This window comes from Neisseria sp., assembly GCF_030523955.1.
Taxonomy (GTDB): Bacteria; Pseudomonadota; Gammaproteobacteria; order Burkholderiales; family Neisseriaceae; genus Neisseria.
In genome coordinates this window covers 46,515-71,967 of record NZ_JAUNHL010000001.1, presented here as the reverse complement: position 1 = coordinate 71,967, position 25,453 = coordinate 46,515, and the positions used below count along the sequence as shown (strand labels likewise).

24 protein-coding genes and 1 pseudogene are annotated in these 25,453 nt (G+C 55.2%); 22 read left to right on the top strand and 3 right to left on the bottom strand.

What is annotated here, in order from left to right; all coding sequences use genetic code 11:
- Positions 1-16 precede the first annotated feature (16 nt).
- From Q4C79_RS00320 to ftsY, 20 genes and pseudogenes are all read left to right on the top strand, one after another.
- Positions 17-610, top strand: coding sequence for an outer membrane lipoprotein carrier protein LolA (locus tag Q4C79_RS00320; RefSeq protein WP_303089036.1), 594 nt, complete (start codon positions 17-19; stop codon positions 608-610).
- 342 nt (positions 611-952) lie between these two features.
- Entirely contained in the window at positions 953-1,864 is a 912-nt protein-coding gene (locus Q4C79_RS00315; protein ID WP_303089035.1) for a dialkylrecorsinol condensing enzyme, read from the top strand.
- Positions 1,865-1,869: 5 nt separating this feature from the next.
- Positions 1,870-2,046: pseudogene (locus tag Q4C79_RS00310) on the top strand (lipoprotein signal peptidase).
- Positions 2,047-2,061: 15 nt separating this feature from the next.
- Positions 2,062-3,231 carry a beta-ketoacyl-ACP synthase III gene (locus tag Q4C79_RS00305; protein ID WP_303089034.1) on the top strand — a complete coding sequence of 390 codons (1,170 nt, stop codon included), beginning with the start codon at positions 2,062-2,064 and terminating at the stop codon, positions 3,229-3,231.
- A 3-nt stretch (positions 3,232-3,234) separates the two neighbouring features.
- A complete protein-coding gene (locus Q4C79_RS00300) occupies positions 3,235-3,648 on the top strand; it encodes a hypothetical protein (RefSeq protein WP_303089033.1) in 414 nt (137 codons plus the stop codon).
- An 84-nt stretch (positions 3,649-3,732) separates the two neighbouring features.
- On the top strand, positions 3,733-4,728 hold the full coding sequence (locus Q4C79_RS00295; protein ID WP_303089032.1) for a BtrH N-terminal domain-containing protein: 996 nt from the start codon (positions 3,733-3,735) through the stop codon (positions 4,726-4,728).
- 4 nt (positions 4,729-4,732) lie between these two features.
- On the top strand, positions 4,733-5,623 hold the full coding sequence (locus Q4C79_RS00290) for an ABC transporter ATP-binding protein (protein ID WP_303089031.1): 891 nt from the start codon (positions 4,733-4,735) through the stop codon (positions 5,621-5,623).
- Complete coding sequence (locus Q4C79_RS00285) at positions 5,620-6,873, top strand: ABC transporter permease (protein WP_303089030.1); 1,254 nt, start codon at positions 5,620-5,622, stop codon at positions 6,871-6,873. Before Q4C79_RS00290 ends, Q4C79_RS00285 begins: the two co-directional genes overlap by 4 nt.
- 67 nt (positions 6,874-6,940) lie before the next feature.
- A complete protein-coding gene (locus Q4C79_RS00280; protein ID WP_085364779.1) occupies positions 6,941-7,231 on the top strand; it encodes a phosphopantetheine-binding protein in 291 nt (96 codons plus the stop codon).
- The gene (locus Q4C79_RS00275) at positions 7,228-8,262 is read left to right on the top strand and encodes a beta-ketoacyl synthase N-terminal-like domain-containing protein (RefSeq protein WP_303089029.1); all 1,035 of its coding nucleotides are present in this window, start codon (positions 7,228-7,230) and stop codon (positions 8,260-8,262) included. The genes Q4C79_RS00280 and Q4C79_RS00275 overlap by 4 nt, the downstream gene beginning before the upstream one ends.
- On the top strand, positions 8,244-8,891 hold the full coding sequence (locus Q4C79_RS00270) for a hypothetical protein (RefSeq protein WP_303089028.1): 648 nt from the start codon (positions 8,244-8,246) through the stop codon (positions 8,889-8,891). Before Q4C79_RS00275 ends, Q4C79_RS00270 begins: the two co-directional genes overlap by 19 nt.
- A gap of 16 nt (positions 8,892-8,907) precedes the next feature.
- Positions 8,908-11,337: an MMPL family transporter gene (locus tag Q4C79_RS00265; RefSeq protein ID WP_303089027.1), complete on the top strand. Its 2,430-nt coding sequence runs from the start codon at positions 8,908-8,910 to the stop codon at positions 11,335-11,337.
- A 28-nt stretch (positions 11,338-11,365) separates the two neighbouring features.
- Positions 11,366-12,601, top strand: a complete 1,236-nt coding sequence (locus tag Q4C79_RS00260) for an NAD(P)/FAD-dependent oxidoreductase (protein ID WP_303089026.1) — start codon at positions 11,366-11,368, stop codon at positions 12,599-12,601.
- Positions 12,602-12,620: 19 nt separating this feature from the next.
- Positions 12,621-13,130 (top strand): hypothetical protein, encoded by a 510-nt coding sequence (locus Q4C79_RS00255; protein ID WP_303089025.1) that lies wholly within the window; start codon positions 12,621-12,623, stop codon positions 13,128-13,130.
- 89 nt (positions 13,131-13,219) lie between these two features.
- Entirely contained in the window at positions 13,220-14,425 is a 1,206-nt protein-coding gene (locus tag Q4C79_RS00250) for a beta-ketoacyl-ACP synthase (protein WP_303089024.1), read from the top strand.
- A gap of 21 nt (positions 14,426-14,446) precedes the next feature.
- A complete protein-coding gene (locus tag Q4C79_RS00245; RefSeq protein ID WP_303089023.1) occupies positions 14,447-14,941 on the top strand; it encodes a thioester dehydrase in 495 nt (164 codons plus the stop codon).
- A gap of 50 nt (positions 14,942-14,991) precedes the next feature.
- Positions 14,992-15,720: a 3-oxoacyl-ACP reductase FabG gene (gene fabG, locus Q4C79_RS00240; RefSeq protein ID WP_303089022.1), complete on the top strand. Its 729-nt coding sequence runs from the start codon at positions 14,992-14,994 to the stop codon at positions 15,718-15,720.
- Entirely contained in the window at positions 15,714-16,943 is a 1,230-nt protein-coding gene (locus Q4C79_RS00235; protein ID WP_303089021.1) for a beta-ketoacyl-ACP synthase, read from the top strand. Before fabG ends, Q4C79_RS00235 begins: the two co-directional genes overlap by 7 nt.
- Before the next feature lie 385 nt (positions 16,944-17,328).
- The gene (locus tag Q4C79_RS00230; RefSeq protein ID WP_303089020.1) at positions 17,329-17,526 is read left to right on the top strand and encodes a hypothetical protein; all 198 of its coding nucleotides are present in this window, start codon (positions 17,329-17,331) and stop codon (positions 17,524-17,526) included.
- Positions 17,527-18,211: 685 nt separating this feature from the next.
- Positions 18,212-19,525 carry a signal recognition particle-docking protein FtsY gene (gene ftsY, locus Q4C79_RS00225; protein ID WP_303089019.1) on the top strand — a complete coding sequence of 438 codons (1,314 nt, stop codon included), beginning with the start codon at positions 18,212-18,214 and terminating at the stop codon, positions 19,523-19,525.
- Between the two features lie 66 nt (positions 19,526-19,591).
- On the opposite strand, the gene Q4C79_RS00220 is transcribed toward ftsY, so the two are convergent.
- From Q4C79_RS00220 to lpxC, 3 genes are all read right to left on the bottom strand, one after another.
- Complete coding sequence (locus Q4C79_RS00220; RefSeq protein WP_303089018.1) at positions 19,592-20,218, bottom strand: alpha/beta fold hydrolase; 627 nt, start codon at positions 20,216-20,218, stop codon at positions 19,592-19,594.
- Between the two features lie 156 nt (positions 20,219-20,374).
- Positions 20,375-21,823: a decarboxylating NADP(+)-dependent phosphogluconate dehydrogenase gene (gene gnd, locus Q4C79_RS00215; RefSeq protein ID WP_303089017.1), complete on the bottom strand. Its 1,449-nt coding sequence runs from the start codon at positions 21,821-21,823 to the stop codon at positions 20,375-20,377.
- A gap of 456 nt (positions 21,824-22,279) precedes the next feature.
- On the bottom strand, positions 22,280-23,200 hold the full coding sequence (gene lpxC / locus Q4C79_RS00210; protein ID WP_303089016.1) for a UDP-3-O-acyl-N-acetylglucosamine deacetylase: 921 nt from the start codon (positions 23,198-23,200) through the stop codon (positions 22,280-22,282).
- 432 nt (positions 23,201-23,632) lie between these two features.
- On the opposite strand from lpxC, the gene gap reads away from it, so the two are divergent.
- Together gap and Q4C79_RS00200 are read left to right on the top strand one after the other, a co-directional pair.
- The gene (gap, locus tag Q4C79_RS00205; protein WP_303089015.1) at positions 23,633-24,643 is read left to right on the top strand and encodes a type I glyceraldehyde-3-phosphate dehydrogenase; all 1,011 of its coding nucleotides are present in this window, start codon (positions 23,633-23,635) and stop codon (positions 24,641-24,643) included.
- Between the two features lie 322 nt (positions 24,644-24,965).
- Complete coding sequence (locus tag Q4C79_RS00200) at positions 24,966-25,370, top strand: OsmC family protein (protein ID WP_303089014.1); 405 nt, start codon at positions 24,966-24,968, stop codon at positions 25,368-25,370.
- Positions 25,371-25,453 lie beyond the last annotated feature (83 nt).

Below are 25,453 nucleotides of genomic sequence, written 5' to 3'. Positions count from 1 at the left end.
AGTGAAAAGGCAACCGATGAAAAAACTGCTGTTTACCGCTGCTTTAACCTTATCCAGCCCGCTTTTGTGGGCGTTTTCCACCGCCGAGTTGTCGCAAACCCTGCAAAAACCCGCCAACGTGCAGGGCGCGTTCACCCAAGAGCGCCATCTGAAATCGCTTGCCAAGCCGATGACCACCGCCGGCCAATTCGTGCTGGTGCCCAAAAAAGGGCTGTTGTGGCATATGCAGAAACCGTTCGACAACCGCCTGCGCGTGCGTGCCGACGGCATTATGCAGTGGAACGGCAAAAGCTGGGTTCAGCCCAACCAGAGCAAAATGAGCGGCCAAAACCGCCAAATCAGCCTGTTTCTCGACCTGCTCGGCGGCAATACGCAGGGCTTGGAAAAGCAGTTTGACTTGCAGCTCTCCGGCAGCCCGCAAAAATGGACGCTGCGCCTGAACCCGAAAACCGCGCTGATGAAGCAGATTTTCAACCACATCGACATCAGCGGCGACAGCGTGGTACGCCGCATCGAATTGAGCGAAAAACAGGGCGACCGCACCGTGATGCGCTTCAACCAGGTTCAAACAGGCCAAGAGTTGGATGCGTTTGCCAAGCAGGCGCTGTGAAGCGGTCGGCAACACCGCGCCGTTGGTTTTTCTGATTATTGAAATGTGAAAATGTTGTTTTGCCATTGTCGGATGCCGTCTGAAAAAATAGCTTTTCAGACGGCATGATTGCGTTAATTCGGTTAAAATAAGTTTCTAAATTTTAGAGCGTGTAGTCAGAAAGCGTTGCGGCGGTGTTTTTGGTTAAAACCCGCAACTGCTGCGTTAAAAATGCTCGCAAGATGTCCAATCTTGCTGTGCTTTTTGCCTTGCATCTGCGGATTTTCCCTCAAACAACCGCTTCGCAAGCTTTCTGACTATACGCTAAGAAAATGCCTGAAAAAAGTTGAGATGGAAGCCGACGTGAAAAAAGTTTTGCTGGTGTATTATTCGCAAACCGGCCAACTGGGCCGCTTGGCGCAATATTTTGCCGAGCCGTTGCGGCAAAGCGCGGGCGTCCGTTTGGACTGCGTTAATCTCCGGCCGCAGCGGCCTTATCCGTTTCCGTGGCCGTTTTGGCGGTTTTTCAACACATTTCCCGAAACCGTGCACTTGCGGCCCGAGCCTATCGAAGTGCCGGAAATTCCTAGTGAAGATTACGATGCGGTGGTGATTGCCTATACCGTGTGGTTTCTGTCGCCCGCGCAGCCGGTTACCGCCTTTTTGCAGCGGGCCGAAACGAAACAATTGTTGGACGGCAAATCCGTGGTCACTTTAATCGGCTGCCGCAATATGTGGCTGATGGCGCAGGAAAAAATGAAAACCCTGCTGGCGCAAAACGGCGCCAAACTGATCGGCAATATCGTGAAAATCGACGCCTGTAACAGCGCGGCCAGCTTTATCACCACGCCGGCATGGCTGTTAACGGGCAACAAACAATATTTCCGCGCTTTGCCTGCGGCGGGCATTGCCCCCGAAGAATTGGCCGACGGTGCACGTTTCGGTGCAAAGCTGCGTGATGCGCTGGTTTCGGGCCAAACCTTAGACGAAACCGTGTTTCAGAATATGGGTGCCGCCAAGGTAAACGAAAAACTGATTTTCAGCGAAAAAGCGGCCGGGCGCAGTTTTTACCTGTGGGGCAAACTGCTGATGGCGGCCGGGCGGGTGTCGCCGCTGCTGCGCCGTGCACTGCTGGCGTTTTACATCGTTTTTCTGATTACGCTGATTTTAACCGTGATACCCGTGAGCGCCGTTATCAAACAATTACTCAAACCGTGGTTGCGCGGCTGGTTGAGCAGGCAGAAACGGTATTACAGCTTGCCTTCGGGAGAATGAAACCTTTGCAAAAAAGCCATCTGCGGCGCATTTCTGCGTTGTGTGTTTATGCCCTTTAGGGTACTGCTCGCTCGCTTGCCTAACTCCATGTTATGTCTGCGCTCGCTGCGCTGCTACGCCTTGAACTGCATCCGCATCTGACTCTTTTGCAAAGGTCTCTGGCCTGTCTGAAACCATATTGATTTTAAAGATAAAATATGAATCCAAACCACACACTGCGAAACGTTTATATCAACCGTGCCGCTGCCTTTCTGCCCAACGCAGCGGTAGGCAACGACGATATGGAAGCCGTGCTCGGCATGGCCGGTGGGCTGCCTTCGCGCGTGCGAAAAATGATTTTGCGTTCCAACGCCATCGAAACGCGCCATTACGCCATCGACCCGGTTACGCGCGAAGCCACGCACAGTTGCGCGGAGCTGGCGGCGGAGGCGGTGAGACAGTTGTTTGCGCAAGGCACCGATCCCGCCCGAGTGGGCAGTTTGGCCTGCGCGACTTCTTATCCCGACCAAACCATGCCCAGCCACGGCGTGATGGTGCACGGCCTGTTGCAAGAAACGGGCGCCTGCGAAGTGGTGAGCGCTGCGGGCGTGTGCGTGGCGGGCATGGCGGCGATGAAACACGCCTACAATGCCGTGCGCACGGGTGAGCACGCCCATGCCGTGGCCGCTGCTTCTGAAGCCGCGTCGGCCATTATGCGCGGCGAAGTGTTCCAAAGCGAAACCGACTATCAAAAGCTGGCTGATGCCAAACCCGAAATCGGTTTTGAAAAAGACTTTTTGCGCTGGATGCTTTCCGACGGCGCGGGCGCGGTGCATTTGAGCAACCGGCCCAACGAAAGCGGCGTGAGTTTGAAAATTCATTGGATCGAGCTGCTTTCCTATGCCCACGAAATGCCTGCCTGCATGTATGCCGGCGCCGAAATTTCAGACGGCCTCTTTAAGGGCTGGAAAACGTTTGATAGCGACTATTGCCGCCGGCACAGCCTGATGGCGGTGAAGCAGGACGTGAAGCTGCTCAACGAAAACATTGTGCACTACACGGTGGAAAAACCGCTTGCGCAAATCGCCGCCAAACACGGCTTGAAAGCAGAGGATATCGATTGGTTTCTGCCGCATTATTCATCGGGTTTTTTCCGCGACAAGCTGGCCGCAGGGCTGGAGAACATCGGTTTCGGTATCGGGCAGGAAAAATGGTTTACCAATCTGGCCAGCAAAGGCAACACCGGCTCGGCATCGATTTATATTATTTTGGAAGAGTTTATGCGCACGTTTAAGCTGGAAAACGGCCAGAAAATCTTGTGTTACATTCCCGAGAGCGGGCGTTTTTCCACTTGTTTTATGCTTTTGGAAGCAGTAGAGGCCGTCTGAAAAATGGACGTAAAAGACATTCCGCAAGACAACAGCAAGTCTTACCACGGGCAGCGCAAAATCATCTACGGCACGCGCGACGGGCATTACGAAGCCGCCACCAGCACCGGCTGGCAAGACGAATCCTACGCCACCGAAATGGCCGTGGCCGAGCTTGACGGGCAAACCCGCGCCGCCCGCGAAGCCGTGGCCGCCGGCGCTTATTCGCCGCTGTATTACCATATGTTCCGCTTCCGCCACGACGAAACCAGCCTGGCAATGGCCGCCGGCGTGTGGAAATGGCAGCTGCGCCGCCACCTGCGCCCCGAAATATTCGCCAAGCTGCCCGAAAAAACCTTGCAGAAATACGCCGGTGCGCTGCGCATCAGCATAGACGAACTCAAGCGCACCGATGCCGGCTCGCCGATTGAAGAATAACAAACAGGCCGTCTGAAAACCGGTAAACAACGGTTTAACGCAATATTCCGCTTTCAGACAGGCCTCAAGGTCTTAACAAATATCATGAACGATTTTCCCCACCAGCACACCGCCCATTGCGAAAGCGGCGTGATGTCCGCCCTGCTGAACTACCACGGCCACGCGCTCAACGAAGCGCTGATTTTCGGGCTCGCCCGCGGGCTGACTTTTGTGTATATGCCGCTAATCAAGCTCGCCGGTATGCCGTTGGTGTCTTACCGCATTGCGCCGCGCGGCATCATCAAAAACACCTGCAAAACGCTCGGCCTGAAACTCGATATCCGCAAATTCGCCGACGAGCATTCGGGGCAGGCGGCGCTGGATAAAGCGATTGCCGAGGGCCGCCCCGCAGGCTTGCAGGCTTCGGTGTTTTGGCTGCCTTATTTTCCGCCGCATATGCGCTTTCATTTCAATGCCCACAATCTGGTGGTGTACGGCAAAGAAGGCGGCGATTATCTGCTCAGCGACCCGGTGTTTGAAACCGTGCAGCGTTGCGCCGCTGAAGATTTGCAGCGGGCGCGCTTTGCCAAAGGCGCGCTGGCGGCCAAAGGCATGATGTACACGCTCTCGGGCAACAGGCCGTCTGAAAGCATTGCCTTCGAACTGCCCGCCCTCATCCGCACCGCCGTACGCAAAAACGCCAAACATATGCTCGCGCCGGTGTTTTTCGCGGGCGTGAAAGGCATACGCACGGTGGCGGCGAAAATCGAATCGCTGCCCGAAAAGCAATCCGCCAAATATCAGAAACTGTTTCTCGGCCATTTGGTGCGCATGCAGGAAGAAATCGGCACCGGCGGCGCGGGCTTCCGCTATATCTACGCCTATTTTCTCGAACAGGCCGCCGAAATCTGCCGCGAACCGCGCTTTCAGACGGCCTCCGAACAAATGACCGCCATCGGCGACGAATGGCGCACCTTCGCCAGCCTGTGCGTGAAACAGTGCAAACAGCCGTCTGAAAACGGCTGCCGCGAAATCGCCGCCTTTTTGCGCACGATTGCCGATAAGGAAGAAGCACTGTGGAAAAGTTTGAAGGCTGTCTGAAACCATGATTCAAATCCAATCACTCTCCCACCGCTACCCCGGCGCAGACACCGATGCGTTAAGCAGCGTGTCGCTCGATATCGGAAAAGGCGAATGCTGGGGGCTGCTCGGGCATAACGGCGCGGGCAAAACCACGCTGATGTCGCTGTTGGCCGGTTTGCAGGAAGTGCAGCACGGCAATATTCTGTTTAACGGCAAGCCCATGCGGCGCATGAGCCGCACCGAGCGGCAGAAAATCGGCCTCGTGCCGCAGGATTTTGCGTTTTATCCGCAGCTGAGTGTGTGGGACAACCTGCTGTTTTTCGCCTCGCTCTACAAAATGCGCGATAAAGGCCGCCTGAACGCCTTGCTGGCGCAAACCGATTTAACCGCACACAAACACAAAGCCGCCAAACACCTTTCCGGCGGACTGAAGCGCCGCCTGAATTTCGCCATCGGCCTGATTAACGCGCCCGAATTGGTGTTTCTCGACGAAATCACCGTAGGCATCGACCCGCAGTCGCGCCGCTTCATTCTCGACAGCGTGGAAATGCTCACCCGCAGCGGCGTTACCGTGGTTTACACCTCGCACTACCTGCCCGAAATCGAGCAGCTTTGCAGCAAAATCGCCCTGTTGCAGCAGGGGCGGTTGGTTTATCAGGGCGGTTTGGGCGAACTTTTGGCCTCGCAAACGCAGCGTGTGCGCTTTATCACCGATCCCATGCTGCCGCCCGAGCAGCTGGCCGCGTTGCAGGCACAGCCGGCCGACGGCCACGGCATGATGGAAACCGCACTCGATGCGGCCGAGGTGTATGCCGCGTTGCAGCGAAGCGGTGTGCAGATCCGTTATTTCCAACAGGGGCACGGCACGCTGGAAGCCTTTTATCTCGACTTTTTGCGCCGGGAGGCCGCATGATCGCCGCCTCGCTGCTGAAAGAAATCAAGCTGTTAAGCCGTGATCTGCACGGCTTGGCGGTGTTGTTTGTGATGCCCATCGCCTTTATGCTGATTATGTCGATGGCGTTGAGCCGCGACGAAGACCCGCAAAGCGGCAGCCGCATCGCGCTGGTGGGCAAAGCGGGCGACAGCGTCAACACCGCTTTTGCCGCTGCGCTGCAAAAAGAGCGGATGACAGTGAGCCTGATGCCGTCTGAAAAACTCAAAGAAGCGCAGCAAGGGCTGCATGAAAAGCGTTTCCAGCTGGTGCTGCACAACCCCAATCAGGCGGGCGGCAAACTAGCCGAAAGCCTGCCGCTGGATATTTATGTGCCGCCCGATACCGAGCCTTCTTGGCTGGCGGCGGTAAAAGGCGTGCTGCGACAGCACTACACCGAAACGCGCCTGAACGCCTATTTCGACGGCAACGGCGGCATCAGCATCGACAACAAGCAGTTGCCTAAACGGGTCCGCGACGATATTCAGAAAAAAGTCGATGAAAAAAACGCCGGGCAGTTCGATGCCGTGTCGGCCTTTTTGAAGCAGACCATGCTGCGGGAGCATTATCTGAGCGCGGCGGGCGCGGCGGTGGCCAAACCGAACGCCGTGCAGCACAGTGTGCCGGCCTGGCTGATTTTCGGTATGTTTTTCATTATGATACCGTTGTCGAACGTGATGGCGCTGGAGCGGCAGACCAACACCATCACCCGCCTGCGCCTTGCCCGTGCCGGTGCGGCGGGCTTGGTGGCCGCCAAACTGCTGCCTTATTTTTTGATTAACCAGTTGCAGTTTGCCGGCATGCTGCTGCTCGGCCGCTACCTGTTGCCCGAAATCGGCGTGCCGGCGCTGCTGTTAAACGGCAGCTGGCCGCTTTACGCGCTGCTTTCCGCCGCCGTGAGCGCCGCTGCTTTGGGCTATGCGCTGTTGGTGAGCGTGGCGGCGAAATCCACCGAACACGCCGTGGTGCTGGGCGGCGGCGGCGTGATTCTGATGGCGGCCGTCGGCGGCATTATGGTGCCCGCCCATGTGATGCCGGAGGTTATGCAGCAGGCTACCTGGTTTTCGCCGATGTCGTGGGGGCTGAAAGCCTTTCAGGAACTGCTGCTCAACCGCAGCGGTTTAAACGGCATCGCGCTTTATCTGCAATTATTGGCGGGGTTTGCCGCCGCAACGCTGCTGTTGGCGGTGTGGCTGTATAGGCGGCAGTTGCAGACGCAGGTGCGGTTTTAAACTAAAAAGGCCGTCTGAAAACAGGCGCAGTATGTTTTCAGACAGGCTCTAAAAAACGGAAAACATTATGTCGTACACCTTTACGCTGGCGCCCGAAGCGCTGGAAACCGAATTGAAAAAGCTGATTTTGGAAACCTCGGGCAAAGCGGACGAAATCGACTTGGCCGATTTTGCCGACGATGCGGTTTTGTTCGGCGACGGCAGCCCAGTCGGCTTGGATTCGCTCGATGCGCTGCAAATCGCCGTGGCCTTGCAGCAGTATTTCCAAGTGCGGCTTCAGGGCGACCGCATGGTGCGCAAACACATGACGACGGTGCGTGATTTGGCCGCCTTCGTGCGTTCGGAGCACGGCGCATGACTTATCTTTGCGGGCAGGCGGTTACGTGCGCGCTCAACCCGCAAAGCGGCTGCGCGCGGCAACAGCCCGAAACGCTTGGCTTCACCTTTCTGCATCAGGCGCAGCAGGCGAAATATTACCGCGCCTTTGCCGAAACCAGCCTGAGCCGCGCCGCCGTTGCCGATCTGGCCGAAGCACATTTGCGCCGCGCCGCAGAGAGCGCCGGCTGGCCGTCTGAAAGCTGGCACCATGCGCCGGTGTTTATCGGCTCGAGTTCGTATTTGATTTCCGAATACGAGCGGCATTACCCGCAAAAAAGTCTGCCGGAACACCACTTACTTTATCTTGCCCGCGATTTGCAGGCGCGCAGCGGCAACCCCGATATTTTCAGCATCGCCACCGCCTGCACATCGTCGGCGCACGCCCTGATTCAGGCGCATAACCAACTCTCGGCGCCCGGCTCTCGGCGCGCGTTCGTGCTCGGCTTGGAAAGCCTCAACCGCCTCACCCTGCTGCATTTTCACAGCCTGAACCTGTTTGCCGAACACTACCGGCCCTTCGGCGGCAACGGCCTGATTTTGGGCGAAGGCATGGCCGCGCTGGCGTTGTGTGCCGACAAGCCCGCCGGTTCCAACCTGCGCCTGCGCTCCTGCGCCGCCAACACCGGCAGCGGCAGTTTGGTGCAGAGCGACGGCGAAGCGCAGGAAGCGCTGATCCGGCGGGTGTTGGCTGCCGCGCAAACCGATGCCGCCGCCGTGCGCGCCGTCAAAACCCACGGCATCGGCACCGCCGACAGCGACGCGGCCGAATGGCAAGCCCTGCATAATGTGTTCGGCACCCCGCCGCCCCTGTTGGCGTTCAAACCTCAAACCGGCCACACCCTTGGCGCGGCCGCCGCAATCGAAACCGCCTTGCTGGCCGAAGCCCTGCATAAGGGTGAAGGCGCAGACAGCAACGGGCGGCGCATTGGGTTTTCAGACGGCCTTTATTTAAGCAACCACTTCGGCTTCGGCGGCAGCAACACCGCCATGGTATGGCAATGGACACGGTAACCCGCAATATAAACATCACCGCCGCCGCCCGTTTCGACAGCGATCCGTCGGTTAGCGGCAAAACGCTCAAACAAGCCTTGCAGCAGCAAACCGGCATCGATGGCCGCCGTTTCAGCCGCTTAAGCCTGCTCGCCGCGCTCGGTGCCTGCAACCTGCGCAGCCGTGCCGCCGTGTGCGAAGACTGTGCGGTTTATGTGGCTACGCCGTTTTCGTCGCCTTCGCTGTTTGAAAAAATGACCGATAACGTGCTCAACCACCATGCCGCCATGCCGTTCGATTTTATTGCCAACCTGCATAACGCTCCCGCTTTCCACGCCGCCCAGGCGCTCGGCAGCCGCGGCGCATCGCTGGTGCTGGCGGCAGACAACCGCCCCGAATCATGGACGCAGATTCTGCGACTTGCCGCCGCCAGCCTGCACGCGGAGCGCCGGATTGCCGTGGGCTGGTGTTACGAACAGCCCAAAGGGCAGAGCGGCTGGGAGGGCAGCATATGGGTTTTGTTGGAATATGCCCGCGGGCAGGGGCAACAAGGGTTTGCCGACCCGTTAAACATCACGCAAACCCCGGGCGCAAACAGCACATACTGGCAAGGCGTTGCCGATTGGCTGCAACGGCTTGAGGCCGTCTGAAAACAGGAGGAAGCCCATGCACCTTACCATACGCCGTATTTACACCGCATTGATGGTATTACTGCTTGGTTTTGCGGTTTACAGCGTGGCCGCCACGCAATGGCTGCAAACCGACCTCACCGCCCTGCTGCCGCAGGAAGAGCGGCCGGATGTGTTGTTGCAGGCGGCGGATAGGGCGGTGGAGGCGCAGTTGAATACGCAGGTGGTGTTGCTCGCGGGCAGCGCCGATGCGGAAAAAGCGTTTCAGACGGCCTCGGAAATCGCCGCTTTATGGCGCAAAAGCCAAGTGTTTGCCGCGGTGGACAGCAGCGTTTCGCCCGATTTGGAAGCGGTGCGCGCCGACGTGCGGCGTTTGGGGCTGGCGGTGCTGCCGCCCGAGCAGCGGCGGCTGTTGTTTGAAGAGCCGAAACGTTACTTTCAGGAGCGCGCCGAAGCGGCGGTCAACCCGTTTGCCGCCCCTTCGCCTTTGCCGCTGGAGCAGGATTGGCTGGGTTTCGGCCGTTTCGTCACCGAACGCGCCCAACCGCAAAGCCGTTTGCAGTGGAACGCCGACAACAGCATGCTGTTCACCGAAGACGATAGCGGCAAAACCTGGGTGTGGCTGCGCGGCAAACTGCCCGAAACCAACAATCTCGCCAACGGCAGCGATAACCTGTTGCCGCTGTTGCAGCAAAGCCGCGGTCTGGCTGCGAAAAACGGTGTGGAAACGTTAAGCGCGGGCGGGGCGGTGTTTGCCGCCGCCTCGAAAGCGGCCGCCGAGCGCGAAAGCCGGTTGATGAGTGCGGCCGGTTTGCTGCTTACCTTTGCGCTGTTGTGGTGGGTGTTCCGCAGCGTGCGCGTGTTTTGGCTGGCGCTGCCGCTGGCGGCGGGTATGCTCGCCGGGCTGGCGGCGGCTTTATTAATATTCGGCGAAGTACATATCCTCACCATCGTAATCGGCACCAGTTTGGTGGGGATGTTGGTGGATTTTCCGCTGCATTGGCTGGCGCCTTCGGTGTTCAAACATCAAACCAAGCGCAGCCAAACTGCCGCACCGGCAGGCTGGTTGCAAAAATTTTTACCGGCGCAAGCCCTCGTCGATACGGCGTTTTCAGACAGGCATTCTTGGCAGGCCGAAACGGCAATGCGGCAAGTACGCCCTACTTTTTTGATCAGTCTGTTGATTACGGCAAGCGGCTATGCGTTTTTATGGTTTACGCCGCTGCCGGTTTTGCGCCAAACCGCCGTATTTTCCGGTTTTGCACTATTGGGCGCATTTGGCGCCACGCTGTTGTGGCTGCCGGCGCTGTTTGCCCGTTACCAAGCCCGAAACGTACCGTTTGCAGGGCGCACAGAGCGTTTGTTTGATTTTTCCGGCCGCGTTAAACGGCGGCTGCAACGGCGCGGCTGGTGGGTAATCGGCGGCATTTACCTGCTGGTGGGGCTGTGGCGCAGCGACTGGCACGACGATATCCGCCAATGGGTGAACATGCCGCCGGCGATGCTGGAACAAGCGCAGAAAATCGGCGAGCTTTCCGGCACCGATTTTAGTAGCCGTTATCTGGTGGTGGAAGCCGGCAGCGAAGATGAATTGTTGCAGAAAAACGCCGAAGTCAACCGCACTTTGCAGCCCTTAATCGCCCGACAAAAGCTGGCGGGCATTCAATCGCTCGACCAATGGCTGCTGCCGGCGGCAGAGCAGCAGAAACTACAAAACCGCCTGCGCGAATTGGCGAAGCTGCCAGAAACTTGGCAGCCGATGAATCAAATCGGCGTACCGCGCAATACGGTACGCAATGCCTTGAACCTGGCCGCCGATACGCGGGTACTCACGCTGTCGGAGGGCTTGAAGCCCATGTTGGCCGAAGCTTGGCGGCCACTCTATCTGGGGCAGGTCGCGCCGGGGCGTTATGCTTCGATTATCCGTTTAAACGGTTTGCAAGATGCGGCGGCGGTTCAGACAGGCATTAAGTATCTGGCGGGGGTGCACTGGGCGGACAAACGCAGCCATCTGAACGAATTGTTCCGCCATATCCGCAATCAGGCCGCTTGGCTGAAGCTGGCCTCTTATCTTTTGGCCGGGCTGCTGCTGTGGGGCATATTCGGTATGAAACGCGGGGTTCAAATACTAGCGGTGCCGCTGACCGCCGCCGTGGCCACGGTAGCGGTATTGGGCTGGGCGGGCATTCCCGTCAGCCTGTTCGCCATGTTCGGCCTGCTGCTGGTTTCCGCCATCGGCGTCGATTACGCCGTGTATGCCGTCGCCGCCAAACACAGCGCCCCCGCGCGCTTGGGCGGTATGCTGCTGGCGGCGCTCACTACCGGCATTTCGTTCGTATTGCTGGGCATGAGCAGCACGCCCGCCGTGGCGGCCTTCGGCATCACCGTGGCGGTGGGCACGGTGATGAACCTGTGGCTGGCGGCTTGGCTGTTGGAAGACCAAACTGAAAAACATATTAAAAATTAGAATATTGTATTGTTAACCGGAAATCAAAATGAATCATCAATTCGATATCGCCGTGATCGGCGCAGGCCCTTCCGGCTCGGTGGCGGCGGCCTTGCTCAACAAAAAAGGCTTCAAAGTGTGCGTGCTGGAAAAGCAGCATTTTCCGCGCTTCGTTATCGGCGAGAGCCTGTTGCCGCACTGTATGGAAATGCTTGAAGAAGCGGGCTTTTTAGCAGCGGTGCAAGCAGAGCCGTCGTTTCAGTTTAAAAACGGCGCGGCGTTCACTTGGGGCAGCCGCTACACTTATTTCGATTTCACCGATAAGTTTTCAGACGGCCCGGGCACCACGTTTCAAGTACGCCGCGCGTTGTTTGACAAGATTCTGATCGACGAAGCGGCCAAACAGGGGGTGGAAGTGCGTTTCGGTCACGGCGTCACCGCGTTTGACGACAGCGGCGAAGAGGCGGTGTTGAGCGTGGAAACCGACGGCGGCGAAACCTATCGCCTGAGCACCCGTTTCGTGCTCGATGCCAGCGGCTACGGCCGCGTGCTGCCGCGCTTGTTGGACTTGGAAACCCCTTCAGACCTGCCGCCGCGCATCGCCCACTTCACCCACATCGAAGACAACATCACCAATCCGAAATTCGACCGCAACAAGATCCTGATCACCACCCACCCGCAGCACCGCGACGTGTGGTTGTGGACGATTCCGTTCGGCGACAACCGCTGCTCCATCGGCGTGGTCGGCACGCCCGACAAACTGGCCGGCGATTCGGAAACCGTGCTGAAAAAATTTGCGCTCGAATGCCCGATGCTGGCCGAAGTGCTGGAAAACGCGGTGTGGGAAAACGAATTCCCGTTCCGCAGCATACAAGGCTATTCGGCCAACGTGAAATCTTTATACGGCAAGCGTTTTGCGCTGTTGGGCAATGCTTCCGAGTTTCTCGATCCGGTGTTTTCGTCGGGCGTAACCATCGCCATGCACTCGGCCAAACTGGCGGCCGACCTGCTGGCCAAACAGCTGAGAGGCGGCGAAGCCGACTGGCAGCGCGAGTTTGCCGAACCGCTGATGCAGGGCGTGGATACGTTCCGCACTTATGTTACCGGTTGGTATGACGGCCGCTTCCAAGATGTGATTTACGCCGAAAACCGCAATGCCGACATCAGCCGGATGCTGTCGTCGATTCTGGCGGGCTATGCTTGGGATACCGAAAACCCTTATGTGGAAAAATCCGAACGCCGTTTAAACGCGCTGGCGGATACCGTTGGCCCGGCCAGGCTTTAAATCTGAAAGGAGCGAGCCGATGAAAAAAACCTTATCCGTTTGCGCCGCATTGCTGCTGGCCGCTTGTTCTTCCCTGTCTTCCTGGCCGCAGCCGGCCGATTTGGCGGTGGTGCAACCCGCCGGCAGCACCCGCTGGTTTCAGGTGGAAAAACTGCCGGAAACGGGCAATGCGGGCGGCGAAGCCAGCCTCTTGGCGGTGGAAAGCGGTGCCGAGAGCCTGCGCTTTGTGCAAACCAACGCTTTGGGGGCGCCGATTGCCCGCCAGCAGTTGAGTGCCAAAAGTTGGGCGAACGACGGCTTTATCGCGCCTAACGCCGAATCGCGCCGCCTGTTTGCCGCGCTGCTGCCGATTATGGCCACCGATAAAACGGCGCAGATTTACCCCGATTTCAAGCAATCCCAATCCGCCGGCCATGCCACGGTATTTTCTTGGCAGGGGCGTGAAATGTGGCGGGTGCAGCAATCAGAAGAACGTTATCTGATTTATTTTCCCGACGGCAGCCGCTGGTTGGTGAAGGAAATCGAATAATTCAGACAGGCCTGTCTGAAAACGTATCGGGCTTGCGTTTCGCTATATAATTTGCCATCCCTACCCTGCCGCCGTATCCGGAACCTGCTATGAACACTTCTTTCCACCTCACCCGCCCAGCTGTTATCAGCGCTCTGGGAGAAGGCTTGCCCGCCCACATCGAGCGCCTGCTCAATCCCCCGGCTGAAACGCCGCTGAGTGTTTCCGACCAATGGGTTGCCGGAAAAAGCTTGGTTTTCGGCGCAGTAAACCAGCCCTTGCGCCGGTTTCCGGAAGGCCTGTCTGAATCTCTCCGCAGCCGCAACAACCAATTGCTGTGGCATGCTTTGGCGCAGATAGAAGACGATATCGCCCAAGCGAAACGGCGTTTCGGCGCCGAACGCATTGCGGTGGTGATGGGCACTTCCACCAGTGGTGCCGACGAAAATATGGCGTTGTTCCGCTGGGTGGCCGGGCAAGGCAGTTGGGCGGGGATACCGCTCAAACAAGCGCAGCAACTGATGAGCGCGCCTGCCGATTTTGTCGCCGAAGTTTATGGTTTGCACGGCCTTTGTTACGGCATCTCTACCGCCTGCACTTCAGGCGCACGCGCACTGATGAGCGCCGCCCGCCTGCTGCGCGCCGGTTTGTGCGACGCCGTGATATGTGGCGGCGTGGATACGCTCTCGCCTTTAACCATTAACGGTTTTGCTGCGCTGGAAGTATTGTCCGACGGCATTGCCAATCCGTTTTCCGCCAACCGAAACGGCATCAACATCGGCGAGGCGACGGCGGCTTTCCTGCTCACCCGCGAAGCGGATTTCGGCGAAACCCTGCCTCTTTTGGGCTATGGCGCCAGCAGCGATGCTTATCATATGTCATCCCCGCGGCCAGACGGTTTGGGCGCAGCCGCCGCCTTTGAAGCCGCTTTGCAACACGCCGGCCTGACGGCGGGCGATATCGGCTGGATCAACCTGCACGGCACCGGCACGCTTCTCAACGACAGCATGGAAAGTGCCGCAGTAGCCGCCGTGTTCGGTAACGAAACGCCCTCAACTTCGACCAAACCGCTCACCGGCCACACGCTGGGTGCCGCCGGTGCGCTGGAAGCCGCGCTGTTATGGGGCATGGTCAGCCGCCGCTGCAACCCGGAAGGCCGTCTGCCGCCGCAAGTTTGGGACGGCAAGCGCGACACCGGCCTGCCGCCGATCCAACTCACCCAAGCCGGCAGCCGCTGGCCGCATCCGCGCCGCATCGGTGCCAGCTCGTCTTTCGCCTTCGGCGGCAGCAATGCGGTACTGATTATCGGCGAATAACCTTTTGTCAAAACCATTAAAATGAATACGCCGCTCACCTGCCCGATTACCGATATCGCCCCACTGTTACCCCACAGCGGCCGCATGGTACTGCTCGACAGCATTACCGATTACGGCGAGCACCACCTCACCGCCACCGCAAGCGTAGGCGAAAACCACATCCTGCTGCAAAACGGCCGCCTGCCCTGCATGCTCGGCATGGAAATCATGGCGCAAGGCATCGCCGCGCTTACCGGCTGCCATTCGATTAACGCCGGCCGCCCCATCCGCCTCGGTTTTCTACTCGGCACCCGCAAGCTCAACCTGTTTGCCGACTCGATACCTTTGCACACCCGTTTGTCGGTACGGGTACAGGAATCGATGATGGACAACACCGGCTTCGGCGTGTTCGACTGCTCCTTACATTGGACCGACGCCCCCGACAACCAACGCCACCTATTGCCCGCCAACGGCCTGCTGATACAAGCGGCCTTAAACGTTTACAGCCCGCAGAACGAAACCCCAAAGCCTGTCTGAAAAAGGTTTTCAGACAGGCATAGTGAAATCACGCATTTTCAGGAACCGCCATGAACGAAACCATCTTAATTACCGGCTCCAACCGCGGCATCGGCAAAGCCGTCGCGCTGGCGCTGGCGGCCGACGGCTACGACATCGTGGTGCACTGCCGCAGCCGCCGCAGCGAAGCCGAAGCCGTGGCCGAAGCCGTCCGCGCGCAGGGCCGCCAAGCGCGCGTCTTGCAGTTCGATATTGCCGACCGCGCCGCCTGCCGCGAAGCGCTGATTGCCGATATAGAACAACACGGCGCCTATTACGGCGTGGTGCTCAACGCCGGCCTCACCCGCGACAACGCCTTTCCCGCCTTTGAAGACGACGATTGGGACACCGTGCTGCGCACCAATCTCGACGGCTTCTACAACGTGCTGCACCCGTTGGTGATGCCGATGATACGCCGCCGCAAGGCCGGCCGCATCGTGTGCATGGCCTCCGTTTCCGGCCTCAACGGCAACCGCGGCCAAGTGAACTACAGTGCCTCGAAAGCCGGCGTTATCGGCGCGGCCAAAGCGCTGGCTGTGGAGCTTGCCAAACGCAAAATCACCGTCAACTGCGTGGCGCCCGGCCTGATCGATACCGAGATTGTGGATGACAACGTGCCGGTGGAAGAGATCTTAAAAGCCATCCCCGCCGCACGCATGGGCACGCCCGAAGAAGTGGCGCATGCGGTACGCTTTCTGATGGACGAAAAAGCCGCCTACATCACGCGGCAGGTGATTGCAGTAAACGGAGGTTTGTGTTGAGAAGAGTCGTCATCACCGGCATAGGTGCCATTACCGCCTTCGGCCGAGACTGGAAAGCGGTTCAGACAGGCTTTCGGCAAGGCAAAAACGCCGTCGTGAAAATGGATTGGCAAGAGCGTTTTCCCGAGCTGGAAGCCTGCTTGGGCGCACCGGTTGCCGGTTACCGCCCGCCCGAACACTGGACGCGCAAACAACTGCGCAGCATGGGGCGCGGTTCGCAAATGGCCGTCGATGCCGCCGAACAGGCGCTGGCCGATGCCGGCTTGCTTGGCAACGAAAAAATCCGCGACGGCCGCATGGGCGTGGCCGCAGGATCCTCAGTGGGCAGCACCGCCGATGTCGGCGTGATGGGCGACTTGGTGTTGCACGGCAATTCGCGCCAGTTCAACGCCAATACTTATGTACGCATGATGCCGCACACCATCGCTGCCAACATCGGCATCTTTTTCGGCCTCACCGGCCGCATCATCCCCACCTCCAGCGCCTGCTCCTCCGGCAGCCAAGGCATAGGCTACGCCTACGAAGCCATCAAATACGGCCTGATCGACATGATGCTCGCCGGCGGCAGCGAAGAATTCTGCCCCTCGGAAGTTTATGTGTTCGACTCACTCTACGCCGCCAGCCGCCGCAATCACGAACCCGGCCTGACACCGCGCCCCTATGACACCGCCCGCGACGGGCTGGTGATCGGCGAAGGCGCAGGCATACTGGTGTTGGAAGAGCTGCAACACGCCCTTGCGCGCGGCGCCAAAATCTACGCCGAAATCGTCGGCTACGGTGCCAACAGCGACGGTGCCCACATCACCCAACCGCAACAAGCCACCATGCAGCGCTGTATGGAAATGGCGCTCAAAGACGCAAACATCACGCCCGACCAAGTCGGCTACGTTAACGGCCACGGCACCGCCACCGAAAAAGGCGACATCGCCGAAACCCAAGCCACCGCCGCCTTGTTCGGCCGCGTACCCATGAGCTCGCAGAAAAGCTACTTCGGCCACACCCTCGGCGCCTGCGGCGCGCTCGAATCATGGTTTTCCATCGAAATGATGAACAGCGGCTGGTTTGCGCCCACCCTTAACCTCGATAATATCGACCCCTTGTGCGGGGATTTGGATTACATCCGCGGCGAAGGGCGCGAAATTCATACCGATTATGTGGTCAACAACAACTTCGCCTTCGGCGGCGTAAACACTTCTCTGGTATTTAAACGCTGGCAGGAATAAGTTAAACCGCTATAGCAGATTAACTTAACTTTCGCTACGGCGTTGCTGCGCCTTGCCGTACTACTTGTACTGTCTGCGGCTTGCTCTGCCTTGTATCGAAGTAATTAAATCTGCTATATATAAAATGCCTGTCTGAAACATTATGGTGTTCAGACAGGCATTTGAAATGCTCAATTCATTCATTATGCATTGCAAAATTTTTTCTTTTGTTTACATTACCAACCGTCTACAAAAGAAATAAAGTCGGTTAGAATCCGCTCTAATCTTTTAGACATACTTTAATCCAGTATGTCAATATTAAAAAATAGACGGTTTATCGAAACAGATATTCGGTCAAATAAAAAACATTTGCTTTAAGCAGATGGCACTTATAGGGATAATCAACATGTTCTTCAAATTCTTCAGCAAGCGCAAAGCTGCTGAGCAACAAGCTCAAATTGCTAAACAAAGCATTGAATCCAAACCGGTTTATACCAAAACGAATAATTTCGACTTAGATTTTGACGACAGCGATTTGCGTCAATCGGTACGCTTTGATGCCAAACCGATGACCGCAGCACAAATGCGCTCCATCGAAATCTGATTCCCGGCTCTTCGATTTTTCCGCAATCCGATTCATTCGATTGCGGTATTAAAGCGTTTAGTCAGAAAGCATTACGGCGGTATTTTTGGTTAAAATCCGCTTCACAATCCTTCTGACTACGCTCACCTAAGCTTATAGTGGCTTAAATTCAGAATAACAGCGTTGTCTCACCAACGCGAAAGTTAAGTTAATCCGCTATATCTGCACTGTCTTCGGCTCGGCGCCTTGTCCCATTCTGAATTTAAGTCACTATATTCATTTGTTCTCATTAATCACACCGGAAAACTTGTTTTGCCGGTATTTTTATTTCCTTCCGAAAAATCCGTATCAAAATATAATTTTTACAGAATGGTGTCAGGCTCAGTTTACTTAGGCTACAATAAGCCAAGCGCTGCCTTTACTTGCGGTTACCCGCTGAAAAACATAGCGGATTAACTTAACTTTCGCGAAGGCTCTGCTGCGCCAAAGCTCAAAGAGAACGATTTTGTCAGCCGCTGAAGCAATAGAGTCGGTTCCGTACGTGTGTACTGTCTACGGCTTGCTGCCTGGTAGCGAAAGTTAATTAAATCCGCTATACATCTAACTGTATTTTAAATTTTTTTTGTAATTAAACAGCAGCCTTTTTCCTTTTCATGCCCTCTGCATGAATCATTATTCCCACACCGAACGAGCCAAAGAGAGAGCCATGTTCAATTTTTTCAAGCGCAAGAAAAAGCCTGAAGAACCGGCGGTGGTCGAAACCGCTGAAGAAACCAACCTGCCAGCTACAACCGGCGACCCGGAGCCTGAGCCTGCAGCCGAACAACCCGAACCGAAACAGCCCCCTGTCGAACAAACGCTTAGCCATGATGCAAATACCGATGCGTCTGAAACGGCTGTTTCCGAAACTGTTGCCGCCGAAAATGCAGAACCCGTAGCCAAGCCACTTAGCGAGACTCATATTGATGCGCCTCCCGAAAACGCTTTGCAAGAAACCGCTTTGCCCGAAACCGCAGCAGAAACGCTTCTTGAGCCTATCGAAGAAAAACCGCAGCAACATCCGTTAAAAGCGCCGGCTGTGCAGGAAGAAGTTGCAGAAGAAAAAACCGGCTGGGCGGCACGCCTAAAAATGGGTTTGGCCAAATCACGCAACCAGATGGCCAAGTCTTTAGCCGGGGTATTCGGCGGCGGCCAGATTGACGAAGATTTGTATGAAGAGCTGGAAACCGTTTTGCTAACCAGCGATATGGGCATCGAAGCCACCGAATTCCTGATGAACGATGTACGCAAACGCGTGTCGCTCAAAGGTTTGAAAGACGGCTCGGAACTACGCCAAGCCTTGAAAGATGCGATTTACGATTTGCTCAAGCCTTTAGAGCAACCTTTGGAAATTCCGGATAACGGCCAACCTTTCGTAATCATGATGGCGGGCATCAACGGTGCCGGTAAAACCACTTCCATCGGCAAATTGGCGAAATATTTCCAATCGCAGGGCAAGTCGGTGATTCTGGCGGCCGGTGATACCTTCCGCGCCGCCGCCCGCGAACAGTTGCAAGAATGGGGTGCCCGCAACGGGGTAACGGTGATTTCGCAAAGTACCGGCGATTCCGCCGCGGTCTGTTTTGATGCCGTTTCCTCAGCCAAAGCGAAAAACATCGATATCGTGCTGGCCGATACCGCCGGCCGTCTGCCTACCCAATTGCATCTGATGGAAGAAATCAAAAAAGTGAAACGGGTATTGAGCAAAGCCATGCCCGATGCGCCGCATGAAGTGATTGTGGTGCTGGACGCCAACATCGGCCAAAACGCAGTAAACCAAGTGATTGCGTTTGACGATGCGCTGGGCGTTACCGGCCTGATCGTTACCAAGCTCGACGGTACTGCCAAAGGCGGCGTACTGGCGGCTTTGGCCTCCAACCGGCCGATTCCGGTGCGTTATATCGGCGTGGGCGAGAGCATAGACGATTTGCGCCCGTTCAATGCGCGCGCTTTTGTCGATGCCCTGATTGACGACCGTTAATTTCTTTATTAAAACCAATGCCTGTCTGAAAATCGTTTTCAGACAGGCATTTATTATTTATATGACTTATTGGTGTTTAAAACAGCCGTTTTGCAGAAAATAAGCCACCTGCGCGGCCACGGCCTTATCCATTATCATGCCGGTATGCGATACCGGTAAAATAATGTGGTCGGCCAGGTTTTCGGTATAGGTTTCCGCCAGTAATACGGTGCCGTCGTTATCCCCGTTCAAAGGAAATACCCTGCCCAAGCCCAGCGGCCGGCAGCCGGCCAAGCTGCCCCACGATGTGGACGGAGCAATCGGCGGGGCGGAGCCGTTGAGCGCTTCGGGATAGGATTTACCCAATGCAAACGGCGCGAATTTGTGCAAACGGTGGGCAATGCAACTGCCTTGGTGCGGCGTACCCAATGTTACCACCCGCCCGCGTACCAGCTCGGGATAACGCTCGGCGAAGTGGCGCAACACCAGCCCGCCCAAACTGTGGCCGACCAAATGCAGCGGCTCGTTATGCCGTCGGTAATGTGCTTCAACCTTCGCAGCCAACGCCCGGCAATGGGTATCTATGCTGCGGGTAACACTGTAATAACCGAATACCGAGGCTTCGATTCCGTTTGCTTTCAAGAGCCGTGCCAGCGGCAACATGCTCCAGGCATGCATATGTACGCCGTGCAGCAATAAGGCATAATGGGGCATGATAAGCAATTTCCTTTTTGTGGGCTGAATTCAAGATACCCGGTTCAATACCGGGTATGACATTCGTACTTCTGTTCAATTGATTCATTATAATAAAATGCCTGTCTGAAAAAGTTTTCAGACAGGCATTTTTATCAAAACATTACGATACGGTTGTTAAACATCGTAGGTAGTCGATGCGGTGTTGCCGCCGGTGCCGGTCCAATTGGTGTGGAAGAACTGGCCGCGCGGTTGGTCGATACGTTCGTAAGTGTGCGCACCGAAGTAGTCGCGTTGCGCCTGCAAGAGATTGGCAGGCAAGCGTTCGGTGGTGTAGCCGTCGAGGAAGGTAAGGGCCGAAGCCATGCACGGCATGGGAAGACCTGCTTCCACGGACTTTGCTACTACCTTGCGCCAAGAGGGTAAGGCGTTTTGCAAAATGTTGCGGAAATAGTCGTCGCTGCCTAAGAACACCAAATCGGGATTTTTCTCATAAGCATCGCGGATATTGCCGAGGAAGGCGCTGCGGATAATGCAGCCTTCGCGCCACAATAAAGCGGTTTGGCCGTAATTCAGTTGCCAGTTGTGGGTTTCGCTGGCTTCGCGAATCAGCATAAAGCCTTGGGCATAAGAAATGATTTTGGAAGCCAACAAGGCCAGCCGCAAGGCTTCCAGCCATTCTGCGCGGTCGCCCTCGATTTGGCTAACGCTGTGGCCGAACAGTTTGCTGGCGGCTACACGCTGTTCTTTAAACGAAGAAACGCAGCGGGCGAATACCGCTTCGCTGATCAGGGTAAGCGGGATGCCTAAATCAAGCGCATTAATGCCGGTCCATTTGCCGGTACCTTTCTGGCCGGCGGTATCGAGGATTTTTTCAACCAACGGCTCGCCGTTTTCATCTTTAAAGCCCATGATATCGGCAGTAATTTCAATCAGATAGCTGTTTAACTCGGTTTGGTTCCAAGCAGAGAAGGTTTGGTGCATTTCTTCGTCGTTCATGCCCAAGCCGTCTTTCATAAACTGATAGGCTTCGCAGATCAACTGCATATCGCCGTACTCGATGCCGTTGTGCACCATTTTCACAAAATGGCCGGCACCGTCACGGCCGACCCAATCGCAGCAAGGTTCGCCTTCTTTGGTTTTGGCGGCAATCGCTTGCAAAATCGGTTTCACGCGTGGCCAAGCGGCTTCGTTACCGCCGGGCATAATCGAAGGACCGTGACGGGCGCCTTCTTCGCCGCCGGATACGCCGGAACCGACAAACAAAATGCCTTTTTCGGCTAAAGCTTGGGTACGGCGGGTGGAATCGGGGAAATTGGCATTGCCGCCGTCGATAATGATGTCGCCTTTATCCAAAAGCGGTACCAATTGATCGATGAAATCGTCTACTACGCTGCCGGCACGCACCATCAGCATCACGATACGCGGGCTTTCCAGCTTACCGACCAACTCTTCCAGGCTGTGCGCGCCCATGATTTGAGTATCTTTGGCAGGGCCCGCCAGAAAATCGTCTACTTTGGAAACGGTACGGTTGTAGGCCACTACTTTGAAGCCTTTATCGTTCATGTTGAGAATCAGGTTCTGGCCCATTACGGCCAAACCGATTACGCCGATGTCACCTTTCATTTGCTGTCCTTAATCTATTGAAAGTTCTTGCTTGTGATCGTGAATCCGTTTCTTTTCTTTCGGAAACGGTATTTGATAGAAATAATGAAGAATTTCGGAAAAGTCGTTACTTTACCTTATCATGTTTAAGCCCGACAACATTTCCGCCATAAAACTTTCTTTTTTACTCCATTTGAATCTCTTATTGCGTGAAAAGCCGGTTTTTTAAAACAGTTTATCTTTTTATTATTTATAAAAAAGATGATAAAGAAGAAGGGATGGTTTTTTGTGGATAATTTATCTTTTTATTTTTAAATGAAAAAGATAGCCTGTCTGAAAACGGATGGGTAACTCGGGTTTGCTACAGTGGACAATTGTGGATATTTCTTTATGCTGCTGCTGTTTTGTGGATAAAAGAGAGCTTGCCCACATGTTTTCGCCGGTTTTTCTTTTTTCAGACAGGCATCGTTTAGCGTTTCAAGCCGCATTATCCGGCAAATGGTGGAAAGCCGGCGGCTGTTCGCCTTCGTTTTTAAATTCCACCCACTCATACGCTTCAGGATCGGCCAACACTGCGCGTAATAAGGCATTGTTAATCGCATGACCGGATTTATAACCTTCGAAAGCGCCGATAATCGGATGGCCGAGGATATAAAGATCGCCGATGGCATCAAGGATTTTATGGCGCACGAATTCATCGGGATAACGCAGGCCTTCGGGATTGAGCACGTCGGTGTCGTCGATGACGATGGCGTTGGAAAGATTGCCGCCCAAGCCCAGATTGTGCGCGCGCATCATTTCCACTTCCTGCATAAAGCCGAAAGTGCGGGCGCGGGCGATTTCGTCTACATAATTTTTGCCGGCGAAATCGATTTCGAAAGTGGGGTTGCTGCGGTTGAATACCGGATGGTCGAATTCGATGGTCAGCGTTACTTTAAAGCCTTCATAAGGTGTAAATTTCACCCATTTTGTGGGTTCTTCTACTTTTACTTCTTTCAATATCCGCAAAAAGCGTTTCTGTGCCTTTTGATCGACGATGCCGGCATCTTGCAACAGATAAATAAACGGCAGGCTCGAGCCGTCCATAATCGGAATTTCAGGGGCGTTCAGTTCGATAAGAGCGTTGTCGACGCCGTAAGCCGACAAGGCCGACATAATGTGCTCGATGGTGCCGACCCGTACGCCTTCTTCGGTAACGATGGTGGAAGAGAGGCGCGTATCGTTAATCAAATAAGGAGAAAGCGCAATCGGCTCGCCCTGTTTGCCGGGCAAATCGGTACGGCGGAACGAAATACCGCTGTTTTCCGCGGCCGGATGCAAGGTCAGCGCCACCCGCTCGCCCGAATGCAGGCCGACGCCGGTTACGTGAATGGATCGGGCTAAAGTACGTTGAAACATGATGTTATCCTTCTCAAAACCGTTTTCATCATACGGCAAAACCGCCGGGGGCTATATAGTATTTGACTATGGATAAACTAGTTTTTTCCACATAAAGAAAAAAGATTTCTTTTTTTATCCCCAATTATCCCCTGCCGCAAAATACGCTTTCCAACAGCTTTCGCCTATGCTTATCCGGAGGGTTTCAGACAGGACTAATTACTGATTATCCTATATAATTTTGGGTTATCCACAGATAAAAAAGTATTCATCTTCTTTTATCATTATCTTTTTTTTAATTATATAAAAGTATGTTTTTTTCATGGAAGCGCAAAGATTTACCCAATCAAACTATTGTAGCTTTAGGTAGTTTTTCGAAAATATGGTAAAAATAGCGCATACAGATTAATGCCTTAAACAAACAATTCCTTTATTGTTAATAGGAGATACACCATGAGTATTAAAGTAGCGATTAACGGTTTCGGCCGCATCGGCCGCTTGGCTTTGCGCCAAATTTTGAAAACCGACGGCATCGAAGTAGTAGCGGTAAACGATTTGACCCCGCCCGATATGTTGGTGCATCTGTTTAAATACGACACCACTCAAGGCCGTTTCCAAGGCGAGGTAGAGCTGAAGGATGACGGTATGGTGGTAAACGGAAAAGCCGTCAAAATGTTTGCCAACGCCAATCCGGAAGAATTGCCGTGGGGCGAATTGGGCATCGACGTGGTATTGGAGTGTACCGGCTTTTTTACCAAGAAAGACAAAGCCGAATTGCACATTAAAGCCGGCGCTAAGAAAGTGGTGATTTCCGCCCCTGCCGACGGTGATGTGAAAACCGTGGTATTCGGCGTGAACCAAGATATTCTGGACGGCAGTGAAACCGTGATTTCCGGCGCTTCCTGCACCACCAACTGCTTGGCGCCGATGGCTGCCGTATTGCAAAAAGAATTCGGTGTAGTCGAAGGCCTGATGACCACCATCCATGCCTACACCGGCGACCAAAACACCTTGGATGCGCCGCACCGCAAAGGCGATTTCCGCCGTGCCCGCGCCGCCGCGCAAAATATTGTGCCCAACAGCACCGGCGCTGCCAAAGCCATCGGCTTGGTGATTCCGGAACTGAATGGCAAATTGGACGGCTCTGCCCAGCGCGTACCGGTTGCCACCGGTTCGCTGACCGAATTGGTTACCGTGTTGGAAAAAGTGGTGAGCAAAGAAGAAGTAAACGCAGCGATGAAAGCCGCGACCAATCAGTCTTACGGCTATACCGAAGAGCCTTTGGTTTCTTCCGACATCATCGGCATGGAATTTGGTTCGCTCTTCGATGCCACCCAAACCCGCGTGATGACGGTTGGCGACAAACAGCTGGTGAAAACCGTGGCTTGGTACGACAACGAAATGTCTTACACCTGCCAGTTGGTACGCACCCTGCACTACTTCGGCCAACTGATCAGCAAATAAACGTCTGATTGCTTAATGGAAAATGCCTGTCTGAAAACTTTTTCAGACAGGCATTTTGTTTTGCGCTTGTATGCAAATACGGTGAATTAACTTAAATTAATTCCGGTTCGGGTTTGCTGCCTGATGGTAAAAATAATATTTCGTGCAAGATAAGGTTTAATGAAAAAATGCCTGTCTGAAAACTTTTCAGACAGGCACAGACATCTTTTGGTTTAGAAGGAAAAAACGGATAGCCGAATGAAGCGTGAGTATGACGTACGCACTTTTTATTCGCTTGATTGGCTATATATAATCTTTTTAACGATCAAGGAGGGCTTTACTTATGACAACTTCAATCGTTCAGTATACAGGCGATCTGCATTGCGAATTAACCCACCTGCAAAGCGGCAGCCGGATTGCGACCGATGCGCCGATCGATAACAACGGCAAGGGAGAAGCTTTTTCGCCTACCGATCTGTTGGCGACTTCCCTCGCCGCCTGCGCACTGACCATTATGGCAATGAAAGCCGACGGCATGGGCATAGCGCTTACCGGTGCGCGCGCCGAGGTAAGTAAGGAAATGGCGGCCAATCCGCGCCGGGTGGCCAAGGTGAAAGTTGATTTCTATCTCAGCGTGCCGGCAGACGAAGCGTTGCGCCAATTGTTGGAAGCCACCGCCCGCGCCTGCCCGGTTGCACAAAGTTTGGGCAAAGATTTGGTGCAGGAATTTGTGTTCCATTATTCTTGAACGGGCGTGCGGCAATAATGGATTAAAATGCCTGTCTGAAGCTTTTTCAGACAGGCTGAGGCCTTTGCAAAATTCTTTTTGAT